We start from the raw sequence: 12,872 nt of genomic DNA on the forward strand, positions 1-12,872 counted from the left end.
CTCCTGTCGCTCGGGTGGCGAACGCGGTGGGTCAGGCCTGGGCCCGGAGGCGGTCGAGCACCGCCCGCGGATCGGTGCGCGGGCGGCCGTAGCCGGCGGCGTCGAGGTCGGCCTCGATCCCGGACGCCGCCTCGGCCTCCAGGCCCGCCAGGGCCTCGGCGACATCCGCCTCGGCAGCCTGGGCCTCGCGCAGGCGCGCCAGCGTCCGCTCGGCCTCGCCGAGGGCGCCCGCCGACAGGGCCGTGACCCGGCGCCCCTCGAGCCCCGCCCGCCGCAGCGCCTCGGTGGTCCGGGCGGTCTGGAGCCCGCGGTCGAGGTCCCGCAGCCGCTCGCCGCCCTGCCCGACCAGGCGCTTGAGCCGCTCGATCTCGGCGGCGAAGCGGGCGGCGGCGGCCCGCCGGTCGGAGCGCTCGTCCTCCAGGGCGGCGATGTGGACCGCCGCCTCGCTGCCGAGATCCTCGCGCCCGTCGGCCAGCGCCCGGCGTGCCCCGTCCGACAGGGTCTCGATCCGGGCGCCGATCGCGTCCAGCGCGCGCGCCTCGGCGGCGTGGTAGGCCATGGCGACGGCGAGTTCGCGCCGGGCCGTCGCCAGGGCGCCGGCCGCGTCCCGGATCTGCTGGCGCAGGATCGTCACCGCGTTGGCATCGTGGAGCGCCTGGGCGTTGTCGGCGATCGCGCCGCGCATCAGGAGAGAGAGGGTCCTCATCACGGTTCACCCCGGGAGCGGCGCACCGGACCCGGTCCGGAATTTATTGAACGCCGTTCATGAAACACATAAGCACGACCCGACGAGCTCGGCAAGGCATTTAATGAACGACGTTCAGAAAAAACTGCGGGGCCGTCCCCGCAAGGGGCAGACCGACCGTCAGGCGGACCGCCAGGCGCTGATCGCGGCCGCGGTGGCGATCCTGGATGCGGGCGGGCCCGGGGCGCTGACCGCGCGGGCGGTCGCCGAGCGGGCCGGCACCGCGGTCGGCTCGGTCTACACCCAGTTCGACAGCCTGGAGCTGTTGCGGCTGGAGGCGAACGCCATCACGATGCGCCGCCTGCGGGACGCCCTGGCGGCGGCGCTGTCCGCCTGCCCGTCCCGGGAGACCGATGCGCGGCTCCTGTGCCTGGCCGATGCCTATCTGGGCTTCGCGGCGCAGAACCATTTCGCCTGGGTGGCGATCTTCGAGCGGCGCACGGTGGAGGCACCCGCCTCGGTCCAGGCCGATATCGCGGCCCTGTTCGGGATCCTGGAGGGCGTGCTGCGCGACGGCGGCCAGCTCGCCGAGGATGCGATCCCGGTGATGGCCCGGGCGCTCTGGTCGAGCGTCCACGGCATGACCTACCTGGCCGATCTCGGCGGACTCGGGCCCCTCGGGGCTGCGGATGTCCGGCCGATGATCGACGCCCTGGTGCGGGCGGTGGTGCGGGGCTTTTCGGCCGGCTGAAGCCTTCCCCGGGCAGTACTCGGCTCGAGCGATCGGGGCACCGCCCCGATGCCCCGCCGAAGGGCCGAGCCCTCCGGGAACCCGGTCTTCCGGTCGCTTACGCGGCTTTCACCTCAGCCAGGAACGCCTTGACGGTCTGGTCGAGGTCGTCGGAGCCGCGGGTGAGGTCGCGGGCGGCGGCCAGCACCTGCTCGGAGGCGATCCCGGTCTCGTCGGCGCCCTGGCGCAGGTCGGCGATGCTGCCGGACACCGCCTGGGCCCCGGAGGCGGCGCTCACCACCCCGCGCACGATCTCCTGGATCGCGGCGTTCTGCTCCTCCATGGCGGCCGCGACCCCGACCGCGATGCTGCGCATCTCCTCGATGGTCTGGCCGACCTCGCTGATCGCCGCCACGGCCTGCCGGGTCTCACCCTGGATCCGGCCGATCTGGGTGGCGATGTCGTCGGTGGCCTTGGCGGTCTGGCTGGCCAGCTCCTTCACCTCCGTGGCGACCACCGCGAAGCCGCGGCCGGCCTCGCCGGCGCGGGCGGCTTCGATGGTTGCGTTCAAGGCCAACAGGTTGGTTTGCGCCGCGATGCCGGAGATGAGGGCGACCACGTCGCCGATCCGCTCGGTGCCATCGGCGAGCGCCCGCACGGTCGCCTCGCCCTGGCGGGCGGTCTCGGCCGCCCGGCCGGCAATCTCCGATGTCCGATGCACCTGCCCAGCGATCTCCTGGACCGAGGCCGACATCTCCTCGGTGGCCGCCGCCGCGGTCTGGACGTCGGCCGAGGTCCCGGCCGCCTGGGCGGTGACCGCGCCCGAACGCTCGGTGCCGCGCGCGGCCGTGGCGGTCATCGCCTGAGCGGTGACTTCGAGCTCGGACGCCGCCGCCGCGAGGCCCCGGCTCAGCGCGCCCGCCCGGGTCTCGAAGGCCCGGGTCAGGCGGTCGAGGGAGGCGGCGCGGCGGGCGGCGCCCTCGGCTTCGCCGGCGGCGCGGGCATCCGCCTCGGCCTTGGCGATCAGCGCGTCCTTGAACACCTGCACGGCGCCCGCCATCGTGCCGATCTCGTCGCTGCGGCCGCGCTCGGGCACCGCGGCGGCGGTGTCGCCCGCCGCGAGGCGGTGCATGGCCTGGTTCAGGGCCAGGAGCGGTCGCGTCACCCGGCGGCCGATCAGCGCCGCCAGCAGGGCGATCAGGGCGATCACCACCAGCATCCCGGCCGCCGCCCGCCAGGCCGCATCCCACAGGATCGCGGCGGTGTCGTCGGCATAGATGCCGGTGCCGATCACCCAGCCCCAGGGGGCGAAGCCGCGGACGTAGGACAGCTTCGGGACCGGTGCCTCGGACCCGGCCTTGGGCCAGTGATAATCGACGAAGCCCTGTCCCTTCTGCTTGGCGAGGTCGACGAAGTCCCGGAACAGGTACTTGCCCGTCGGATCCTGCACCCCGGCGAGGTCCTTGCCCTCGAGCTCGGGCTTCATCGGATGCGCCACCATGCGGGGCTGCATGTCGTTGATCCAGAAGTATTCCTGGTCGTCGTAGCGCAGGGTCTTCACGGCCCGGATCGCGGCCCCCTGGGCGTCGGCCCGCGACAGCCGCCCGGCCCGCTCCTCGCCCTCGAAATAGGCCGCCACGCCATAGGCCACGTCCGTCAGGTTGCGGGTCTTGGCCATGCGATCCTGCTCAACCTGCGATTTCAGGTTGAGCAAGCCGATGCAAGAGACCACCGCGACGCCGACCAGCGCAGTGGCCGTGATCGTGTGAAGTTTTGCCCCGATTCCGATTTTCACGAGCCCCCCCGGACGACATGAATAAAAAGCCGGGAGTTTACAGCTTCGGCGTTAGCGCGCCGTGAAGGCGGTGCCGGGCCTTGCGCTCGGGGGCATGAGGCTGTCCACTCGCGGGCAACGAAAGCCCGGAGCCGGACGAGAAGCCGGCGGGCCAAGGGAGGAACGACATGGTGCGCACGCCGCGGGCGGATTCGCTTCTGGGAATCTGCCGTCGCCTCGTCCGGGCGGGACCGGCCGCCCTCGTGCTGGCGGGGCTGGCGATGGCCGCCCCGGCCCGGGCCGACGACGCCAAGGTCCGGATCAGCCGGCAGCCCGGCTTCGTCTACCTGCCGGCGGTGCTCGCCGAGCAGCACAAGCTGATCGAGAAGCACGCCAAGGCGGCCGGCCTCGGTGACGTCACGGTTGAGTGGGTGAACCTGACCAGCGGCGCCGCCGGCAACGACGCGCTCCTGTCGGGCAATATCGACATCGTCGACAGCGGCTCCACCAACATGCTGCTGCTCAACGACCGGACCCGCGGCGACGTGAAGGGGCTGTGCGGCGTCGGCAGCACGCCGATGCTGCTGCTCACCCGCAATCCGGCCGTGAAGACGCTCAGCGACTTCTCCGGCAAGGACAAGATCGCCCTACCCTCCGTGAAGGTCTCGACCCAGGCGGTGCTGCTCCAGATCGCCGCCAAGAAGGCGTTCGGGCCGGACGGGGCGACCCGGCTCGATCCGCTGACCGTCCAGCTCGGCCATCCCGATGCGGTGGCGGCGCTCGCCAGCCCGCAGAACGAGGTCAACAGCCACTTCTCTCTGCCGCCGTTCCAGCAGCGCGAGCTGCAGGACCCGGCGATCCACGCGGTGCTCAACTCCTACGAGCTGGTCGGCGAGCCGGTGAGCAACGCGATCTTCTACGCCCGCACCGGCTGGTTCAACCGCAACCCCAAGCTCGCCGCCGCCATCGTGGCCGCCATCGACGAGGCGAATGCCGAAATCGCCAAGGACCCGCTCCAGGCCGCCAAGGACTACGTCACCGCCACCAACGACAAGACGCCCCCCGAGACGCTGGTGGCGATCATGAAGGAGCCGGGCACGACCTTCTCCACCACGCCGTACGGGATCATGCTCCAGGCCCGGCACTTCTACGCGATGAAGACCATCAAGGCCGAGCCGAAGGACTGGAAGGACACGTTCTTCCCGATCGTGCACGGGCTGCCGGGGAAGTAGGGGCTGCTGGTCTTCCCGCGCGGACGTTGTTGCCGGTTGGGGGCCACGCGATATTGGGACGTGGGATCGGCGGCAGGCACCGCCGATCCCTGGCAGTTACCCGTCAGGGTTTAGCCAACTCCAGAACAGCGGGTGAACGGCGAGGCGGAGTCGGAAGCTCCACGCGCCGTTTGCTCTTCTGGAGACCGCCAGAGAGAAGATCATTCTCTGCACTGCCGGCCGCGTGCGGCCTTCGCGGGTGAGTCGGTCAGGCTCACAGCCTGTTTGTCGCTTGGCCGCTGGTGCCGGTTAATCGGTGCCCGGGACCCCCGAACCGCCGAACCCGCGATTGCGCCCCACCCCGGGCGGCCCTATAGTGAGCCATCCCCATTCAACAGCGTGAGACGGGACTTCCGGATCTGCATCCGGAGCCCGCGGCCCGGTGCCCGGCCCCCGTCCCGCCAGGCCGGAGCACGAGAGCACATGTCGCAGGGTCCGCTGATGCCGAAGGCGACCGCCGTCTGGCTGGTCGAGAACACCTCCCTGGCCTTCGAGCAGATCGCCGACTTCTGCAAGCTGCACCCGCTCGAGGTGAAGGGCATCGCAGACGGCGAGGTCGCGGCCGGCATCAAGGGGCTCGATCCGGTCTCCACCGGCCAGCTCACCCGCGACGAGATCGAGAAGGCCCAGAAGGCGCCGCACTACAAGCTCAAGCCGGCCGTCTCGAAGGTGAAGCTGCCGGAGGTGAAGCGCACCACCAAGGGCCCGCGCTACACCCCCCTCTCCCGCCGCCAGGACCGGCCCAACGCCATCCTGTGGCTGCTGCGCAACCACCCCGAGCTGAAGGATTCGCAGATCATCCGCCTGGTGGGGACCACCAAGTCGACGATCCAGCAGATCCGCGAGCGCACCCACTGGAATTCCGGCTCGCTCCAGCCGATGGATCCGGTGACTCTGGGCCTGACCACCCAGATCAACCTCGACTTCGAGGTCCAGCGCGCGGCGGCCGACCGCCCGGCCGCCCTGGCTGCCGAATCCGGCGCCTCGCTCCTGCCCACCGAGGTCTCGACGGCGCCCGAGCCCGAGGAGACGGCTGAGCATGGCGGCCGCGAGGAGCGGATCGACGCCGATTCGGTCTTCGCCAAGCTCAAGGGCCGGCACCAGGACGAGGACGACGAGGAGTAGGACGCCGTCGCGGCGCGTCAAGCCTAGCTCAGCGTGCCGCGTCGAAAGCCGCCAGGAAGGCCGTCAGGTTCTCCGGCAGGGCCGGGCAGAGGTACCCGCCCTCTTGGACGATCGCGGTGGGCAGCCCGGCCAGCGCGATCCGCTGCGCTGCGGCGGCGAAGCCCGCTTGGGTCACCGTGAGCACGCCGATCGGATCGTCCGCGGCGGCGTCGAGGCCCAGAGCCACCACCAGTCCCCGGGGCTTGAGCGCCGCGACCGCGGCGAGCCCGACCTCCACGGCCGCGAGCCACGGGCCGTCGCCGGAGCCCGGCGGCAGCGGCAGGTTGCGGTTGAGGCCGGTGCCGGCCCCCGCCCCGGTCTCGTCGGCATAGCCGGCATAGAACGGGAAATAGTCCGACGGGTCGGCGTGGACCGAGACCGTGAGCACGTCCCCGTTGGCGTAGAAGATGCCCTGCGTGCCGTTGCCGTGATGCACGTCGATGTCGAGGATCGCCACGGGGCCGCCGGCAGAGGCCAGCATCCGCTGCGCCGCGATCCCACTGTTGTTGAGGAAGCAGAAGCCGCCCGCCGAATCCGCGTAGGCGTGATGGCCCGGCGGCCGGCACAGGGCATAGGCGTGGCCGGCCTCCAGCGCGGCATCGGCGGCCGCGACGGCGCATTGCGCCGCGCCGTAGACCGCCGCCCAGGTTCCGGCCCGGATCGGCGTCGAGGTGTCGGCGGTGTAGAGGCCGACGCGCCCGAGCAGGCTGGCGGGCGTCCGGTGCATCTGCGGCCGGGCGAAGCTGCCGGTGAGGATCTCGTCGGCGATGCCCGGGATCTCCGCCCGGCGATCCCAGGCCTCGGCCAGGAACGCGACGTAGCCGGCATCGTGCACCGCCCGGATCGGGTCGAGGCCGTGATCGGTGGGCTCCGCGAGGGCGTGGCCGCCGTCCCGGGCCGCCGCGTGCAGGATGGCGTAGCGGGAGGCCTGCTCGGGATGCGGGATCGGCGTGCCCCGCCGCAGGTACAGTTCGGGATCGTGCCGGGCGGAGGCGGTGGTGTGGAAGACGCGCATGGACGCAGGTTAGGCGCCCCGGCGCCGCGCGTCACCCGCCTTCGGATCGCGGCTTGAAGTCCGGGTTCCCAAAGGGCTCGGCCCTTTGGCGGGGTCTCGGGGCGGAGCCCCGATGGACCGGGCTCGCAATGGTCCCGGACCTTTTAAATCCGAGGTTTTCACGGATGAATCGTGCTCAGCGACCGCGCCCGCGCGCTCATCCGTGGCGCCGGAGAGCCGGGGCTTCCTCCCAAGCGGGGCGGGCGTTGGGGCCGTCGGCGAACCGGCCCGGGAGGACGGGCGTCTCGGAGGCGATCTCGCGCAGCAGGGTCGGCACCCGGGCCCAGGGCTCGGTGACGGCGTGGGCGCCCCGCCAGCCGGCGGCCCGCTCCTGGCCGCCGGCCACGCGGACGTCCGGCCAGCGTGCGCAGAAGGCCTCGACGCAGGCCGGATCGAAATGGCGGCCGCTATCGGCCCGGATGCAGTCCAGGGCCGCCTCGAACGGCATCGCCTCCTTGTAGGGCCGCTGCGTGGTCAGGGCGTCGAACACGTCCGCCACGGCGACGATCCGGGCGGAGAGCGGGATCTGGGGACCGGCGAGGCCCTTCGGATAGCCGCTCCCGTCCCACTTCTCGTGATGCGCCTCGGCGATCTCGGCGGCCAGCCGGATCAGCTCGGAGGTGCTGCCGCCCAGGATGCGCTGGCCGATGGTCGCGTGCGTCTTGATCAGGGCGAACTCGTCCGGGTCGAGCCGGCCGGGCTTCAGCAGGATGCCGTCCGGGATCGCCACCTTGCCGACATCGTGCAGCGGCGCGGCGAGGTACAGGTTGCGGCAGACCTCCGCCGGCAGGCCGAGCGCCTCGGCCACGATCTGGCTGTAGCGGGCCACCCGCCAGGTGTGGTCGCCGGTGTCGTTGTCGCGGTACTCGACCGCCAGCGACAGGCGGAAGATGATCTCCTCCTCCCGCTCGCGCATGTGCCGCAGGGCGGCCTCGACCTCGCCGTCGAGCCAGGCGGCCTGCTCGGCCAGCCGCCGCACCGCCTTGGCGAGGCGGATCAGGTTGCGCAGCCGCACGGTCTGCTCGACGCCCCGCATGGACTTGTCGAGGAAATCGGTCGCCCCCGCCTCCAGGGCGGCGAGCCGCACCGCGTCCGAGATGTCGCTGGTGACCATCGCGATGGGCACCTGGGCGTAATGCGGGATGGTGCGCATCTGCTGGATGAACGCGATCCCGTCCATCGTGGGCATGTAATAATCGACCAGAACGAGATCGAAGGCGCGCATCTGCGCCTCGACGAGGGCCGCGGCCGGGTCGGCATAGTCGGTGACGCTGACGTCGGGCTTGGCTTCCAGCATCTGCCGCAGCCGCAGGCGCATGGTCGCGCTGTCGTCAACCAGGAGCGCGTCCATCATGGCGTGTCGTCTCGCTCCGCGGGCCCGTGCCCGACGCGGGAAGGGCAGGAGGTCGAGGCTGCGCCGGCCGCCAGGGCCGCGATCACGCGAGCCCGGCGGCCGGCGCAGCGGGGGGCCGAAGACGGATCCAGAAGACTGAGAGCGGTCATGGTCCGATCCGGTGACGATCGCGGGTGAAGCTGCCGTCCTCGATGTGGAAGGTCTCGCCGGCTATGCGATACATTTGGAATATTGCACGTTAAAGGGGAGTAAATGATCTCCGGCTCGCGTGCGGGTCTGTTTTTCAATATATGCTGGATATAGAGAGCGAATTGTTTGGAATAAATTTCGTGAATTCGCGGTAAAGCTTAGATTTCCGAATCATGGTGGTGCGATTACGGATGATATCGATCGGCTATTCCGGTGTCTGAGCTTCGATATTGACGTTTCCGGTTCGACGCCGGCGCCGTCGCCTCTCGTGCTGCGGGACCGCTCCGCGCGCCGCGCCTGCCGCGGGGCGCTGACAGGCCGGCCGGGCGGCGATACCGTCCCGGGCTGTCGCCGAGAGATGGATGGTCCGGGCGATGCGATGCCCGGGAGAGGCCTCCGGCGATGATGCGGTTCGATCTCGTCGATCTCGGCCTGTTCCGGCACGTGGTCGAGGCCGGTTCGATCACCCACGGGGCCGCGCGGGCGAATCTCGCTCTGGCGGCGGCCTCGACGCGGATCCGGCTGATGGAGGAATCCCTCGGCGCCGCGCTCCTGACCCGGGGGCGGCAGGGCGTCAGCCCGACCCCGGCCGGGCGTACGCTCCTGGCCCATGCCCGGGAGGTGCTGGCGGGCGTCGAGCGCCTGCGCGAGGAGATGGCGGTGTTCTCGGGCGGCGCGGTCGGGCAGATCCGGGTCCTGGCGAACACCAACGCGCTGACCGAGTTCCTGCCCGACGCGCTCTCGGCCTTCCTGGCCACCCATCCCGGGATCGGGGTCGAGATCGAGGAGCGCACCTCCGAGGAGATCGTCGGGCTGGTGGCCGAGGGCGCAGCCGATCTCGGCATCCTGTCCGGCACGGTCGATACCGGCTCGCTCCAGACCTTCCCGTTCCGGGAGGACCGGTTCGTGCTGGTGGCGGCCCGGGACCATCCCCTGGCGGCGCACACCGACATCGCCTTCGCCGAGGTGCTCGGCCAGGACCTCGTCGGCCTCGACCGGCGCAGCGCGATCAGCCGGTTCCTGGTCGCCCAGGCGGTGCGGGAGGGGCGGCCGATGCGCCTGCGCGTGCAGCTGCGCGGCTTCGACGCCGTCTGCCGCCTGGTCGAGGCCCGGGTCGGTCTCGCGGTGCTGCCCGAGAGCGCGGCCGCGCGCGCAGCGCAGGGCCTCGCCATCGCGGTGGTGCCCCTCTCCGATGCCTGGGCGCGCCGCGACCTGACCCTGTGCCTGCGCGACCTCGACGGCCTGCCGCCGTTCATGCGCGCCTTCGTGGCGCAGCTGCGCGCGTAAGCGCAGGGCAGATCGGAGGCGGCCGAGAGATCGGTATAAGGTGCGGGGCTTCAATCAGAAGATGAGGTCGCCGACGCGGTCATGTAGATCGCCGTCTCCGGGTGCTGGAAAATTACGTACGTGCTTTACGGAAACCATGATCGCTGGCATGTCTGCGTTTTCGCACGTTGAGATCCTGACGTCGCGGGCGGGACAACTTCACAGATGACAGCGATGGGCAGCGGGGCGGACAGCTACGACGTGGCCGTGATCGGGGCCGGGCTGGCCGGGAGCTGCCTGGCCGGGGCGCTCGCCCGCGCCGGGACCCGGATCGCGCTGATCGATGCCCAGGCCGAACGCGGTGCGGCGCGCCGCGACTTCCGGGCGGAGAAATTCGGGGCCGACCAGATGGCCCTGTTCGAGGGCCTCGGGTTCGGCCGGGCGCTCGCCGCCTGCACGACGGCGACCGAGGAGGTCGCGGTGGTCCGCTACGGACGCCTCGCCTACCGGGAGGCCGCCCGCGAATGGGGCGCGCATTACCCCGTGCTGGTCGGGGCCGCCCGGGCCGCCCTGCCCGACGGGCTGCTGGTGCCCGGCCGGGTCGCCGATCTCGATCTCGGACCCGAGCGCCAGGCGCTCACCTTGAGCGACGGGCGCCGGATCGAGGCGCGCCTCGTCGTACTCGCCACCGGTCTCGGCCACGCGCTGCTCGCCAAGGCCGGCATCACCAAGCGGGCGCTGAGCCCGCGCCACTCCCTGGCGGTCGGCTTCGACATGGCGGCGCCCCGGGGCGACTTCCCGTTCCCGGCCATGACCTACTTCGCCGAAGGGTTCGGCGCCCGCGACGCCTACCTGACCCTGTTCCCGATCGGGGACGTGATGCGGGCGAACCTGTTCTGCTACCGCGACCCCGGCGAGCCCTGGGTCGCGTCCCTGCGCCAGGACCCGGAGGCGACCCTGCGGGCGATGATGCCCCGTCTGGCGCAGCATTGCCCGGACCTGTCCGTGGCCGGGCCCCTCGAAATCCGGCCGATCGACCTCGCCCGGGCCGAGGGGGTGGAGCGGGACGGGCTGGTGCTGATCGGCGACGCCTTCCAGACCGCCTGCCCGATCCCCGGCACCGGGATCGGCAAGCTGCTGACCGATGCCGACCGGCTCGCCCGGGTCCACGTGCCGGCCTGGCTCGCCAGCCCCGGCATGGGCCGCGAGAAGATTGCGGCCTTCTATGCCGACCCGGTCAAGCAGGCCTGCGACGCGCGCAGCCTGCGCGCGAGCGTCTACGCCCGCGGCCTCGCCGTGGAGACGGGCGCGCTCTGGCGGGCCCGGCGCCTGCGCAACCGGCTCGCCCGCACGGCGATCCGCATGGCGAAGGACGGACCCAGGGCCGCCGCGGCTCTGGCGCCCGGATTGCTGCCGATCGGACTGTAACCAGCTTGGTCAGGGCTCCGCCCTGACAACCCGCCGAAGGGCTCGCCCTTCGGAAACCCGATCGCGCCCCGCGGGCCTTCGTCGCGGCGCGGCCATGGGGTAGCGTCGCGCTGATTCCGCCGGGGGCGGAGGAGGGTTGCGCATGCCGATCGAGACCGTGGACGCTGCCGGGAGCCGCAGGGGCGCCGAGCTGCTGCTGGATGTGCTGCGCTCGGAGGGCGTGCGCTACATCTTCGGCAATCCCGGCACCACCGAATTACCGTTGATCGACGCGCTCACCGAGGCGCAGGACATCGGCTACATCCTCGCCCTGCAGGAGGCGACCGTGGTGGCGATGGCCGACGGCTACGCGCAGGGCGCACGCCGGCCCGCCTTCCTCAACCTGCACACCGCCGGCGGTCTCGGCCACGGGATGGGCGCCCTGTGGAACGCGCAGGTCAGCGGCACGCCGCTGGTGGTCACGGCCGGCCAGCAGGACCTGCGCCACGCCCTCTCCGACCCGCTGCTGATGGGCGACCTCGTCGCCATCGCCGACCCGGTGGTGAAATGGGCGCGCGAGGTCACCAGCCCGGACCAGATCCCGGTGCTCCTGCGCCGCGCCTTCCACGATTGCGCCGCCGCGCCGTCCGGCCCGGTCTTCCTGTCCCTGCCGATGGACGTGATGGAGGCGAAGACCGCCGTGCCGGCGGGCGAGACCTCGACCATTGACCAGCGGGCGGTGGCGGGATCCCTCGACAAGCTGTCCGAGAAGCTCGCCGCCATCGCGCCCGGCCGCCTGGCCCTGATCGCCGGCGACGAGATCGACGCCTCGGACGCCTCCGCCCAGGCGGTGGCGCTGGCCGACCTGCTGTCGGCGCCGGTCTACGGCTCGTCCTGGCCGGCCCACATCCCCTTCCCCACCGCCCACCCGCTCTGGGCCGGCAACCTGCCGACCCGGGCCGACGCCATCGCCGACATCCTCGGGCGCTACGACGCGGTCTTCGCGCTGGGCGGCAAGTCGCTGATCACCGTGCTCTACTCGGAGGTCTCGGCGGTGCCGCCGGGGACGCAGGTCTTCCAGCTCTCGGCCGACGTCCGCGACCTCGGGCGCACCTACGCCACCAGCCTGTCGACGGTGGGCGACATCCGCGCCTCCCTGGACGCGCTGCTGCCGCTGCTGGCCCCCCGCGTGGCCGATCGCGCCGCCGCCTTCGCGGAGCTGCGCGCGCAGGCGGAGACGGCCCGGACCGAGCGGCGGGCCAAGCTCGCCGCCGCGGCCGATGCAGCCTTCGAGGATCCGGTGATCGCGCCGCTGGTCGCGGCCCGCGAGGTGGCCCGGGCGGTGGGTGCCGAGACGACGATCATCGACGAGGCGCCCGCGACGCTGACCCATCTGCGGACCTTCCTCGACAGCGCCTCCACCCACCAATACGCGGCGATGCGCGGCGGCGTGCTCGGCTGGGGCATGCCGGCGGCGGTCGGCTTCTCCCTCGGCATCGACCGGGCGCCCGTGGTCTGCGTCGTCGGCGACGGGGCCGCGATGTACTCGCCCCAGGCGCTCTGGACCGCCGCCCATGAGAAGCTGCCGGTCACCTTCGTGGTGATCAACAACGCCGAGTACAACATCCTGAAGAACTTCATGAAGGGCCAGGCGCACTACGCCTCGGTGCGGGCCAACCGCTTCATCGCCATGGATCTCACCGACCCGCGGGTCGACTACCTGGCGCTGGCCACCTCCATGGGGGTGCCGTCCCGGCGGGTGACCCGGGCCGCCGACATCGCCCCGGCGATCGAGGCCGGGATCCGGTCAGGCGGTGCCAACCTCGTGGAGGTCGTGGTCCGGGCGAGCTGACCCGGGGCGTCGACGGAAGGCGCTACGGATTCAAGCACGAGCCCGGCCGTGGGCTTCCTTACGGCGCCTCATGCATCCGTCGCGAGGACGGGCGAGACAATGCTGACGGGCGATCGCCGCGACATG

10 protein-coding genes are annotated in these 12,872 nt (G+C 71.9%); 6 read left to right on the forward strand and 4 right to left on the reverse strand.

Annotated elements, in window-relative coordinates; genetic code table 11:
- Positions 1–31 precede the first annotated feature (31 nt).
- On the reverse strand, positions 32–706 hold the full coding sequence (locus AKJ13_RS24430; protein WP_050735704.1) for a PspA/IM30 family protein: 675 nt from the start codon (positions 704–706) through the stop codon (positions 32–34).
- A gap of 103 nt (positions 707–809) precedes the next feature.
- On the opposite strand from AKJ13_RS24430, the gene AKJ13_RS24435 reads away from it, so the two are divergent.
- Positions 810–1,436, forward strand: coding sequence for a TetR-like C-terminal domain-containing protein (locus AKJ13_RS24435; protein ID WP_050735705.1), 627 nt, complete (start codon positions 810–812; stop codon positions 1,434–1,436).
- Positions 1,437–1,533: 97 nt separating this feature from the next.
- On the opposite strand, the gene AKJ13_RS24440 is transcribed toward AKJ13_RS24435, so the two are convergent.
- On the reverse strand, positions 1,534–3,210 hold the full coding sequence (locus AKJ13_RS24440; protein ID WP_050735706.1) for a cache domain-containing protein: 1,677 nt from the start codon (positions 3,208–3,210) through the stop codon (positions 1,534–1,536).
- 167 nt (positions 3,211–3,377) lie between these two features.
- On the opposite strand from AKJ13_RS24440, the gene AKJ13_RS24445 reads away from it, so the two are divergent.
- Together AKJ13_RS24445 and AKJ13_RS24450 are read left to right on the forward strand one after the other, a co-directional pair.
- Positions 3,378–4,421 carry an ABC transporter substrate-binding protein gene (locus tag AKJ13_RS24445; RefSeq protein ID WP_050735707.1) on the forward strand — a complete coding sequence of 348 codons (1,044 nt, stop codon included), beginning with the start codon at positions 3,378–3,380 and terminating at the stop codon, positions 4,419–4,421.
- A 462-nt stretch (positions 4,422–4,883) separates the two neighbouring features.
- The gene (locus AKJ13_RS24450) at positions 4,884–5,585 is read left to right on the forward strand and encodes a cell cycle transcriptional regulator TrcR (protein ID WP_050735708.1); all 702 of its coding nucleotides are present in this window, start codon (positions 4,884–4,886) and stop codon (positions 5,583–5,585) included.
- Between the two features lie 28 nt (positions 5,586–5,613).
- Here AKJ13_RS24450 and AKJ13_RS24455 read toward each other — a convergent pair whose 3' ends face one another.
- Positions 5,614–6,639, reverse strand: a complete 1,026-nt coding sequence (locus AKJ13_RS24455; RefSeq protein ID WP_050735709.1) for a histone deacetylase family protein — start codon at positions 6,637–6,639, stop codon at positions 5,614–5,616.
- Positions 6,640–6,835: 196 nt separating this feature from the next.
- Positions 6,836–8,029, reverse strand: coding sequence for an HD domain-containing phosphohydrolase (locus tag AKJ13_RS24460; RefSeq protein WP_244471719.1), 1,194 nt, complete (start codon positions 8,027–8,029; stop codon positions 6,836–6,838).
- A 594-nt stretch (positions 8,030–8,623) separates the two neighbouring features.
- Here AKJ13_RS24460 and AKJ13_RS24465 point away from each other — a divergent pair.
- From AKJ13_RS24465 to AKJ13_RS24475, 3 genes are all read left to right on the forward strand, one after another.
- On the forward strand, positions 8,624–9,508 hold the full coding sequence (locus AKJ13_RS24465; RefSeq protein ID WP_082317113.1) for a LysR substrate-binding domain-containing protein: 885 nt from the start codon (positions 8,624–8,626) through the stop codon (positions 9,506–9,508).
- 204 nt (positions 9,509–9,712) lie between these two features.
- Positions 9,713–10,915, forward strand: coding sequence for an NAD(P)/FAD-dependent oxidoreductase (locus AKJ13_RS24470; protein WP_050735711.1), 1,203 nt, complete (start codon positions 9,713–9,715; stop codon positions 10,913–10,915).
- 142 nt (positions 10,916–11,057) lie between these two features.
- Positions 11,058–12,746 (forward strand): thiamine pyrophosphate-binding protein, encoded by a 1,689-nt coding sequence (locus AKJ13_RS24475; protein WP_050735712.1) that lies wholly within the window; start codon positions 11,058–11,060, stop codon positions 12,744–12,746.
- Positions 12,747–12,872 lie beyond the last annotated feature (126 nt).

The organism is Methylobacterium sp. ARG-1 (genome assembly GCF_001262595.1).
Classification (GTDB): domain Bacteria; phylum Pseudomonadota; class Alphaproteobacteria; order Rhizobiales; family Beijerinckiaceae; genus Methylobacterium; species Methylobacterium brachiatum.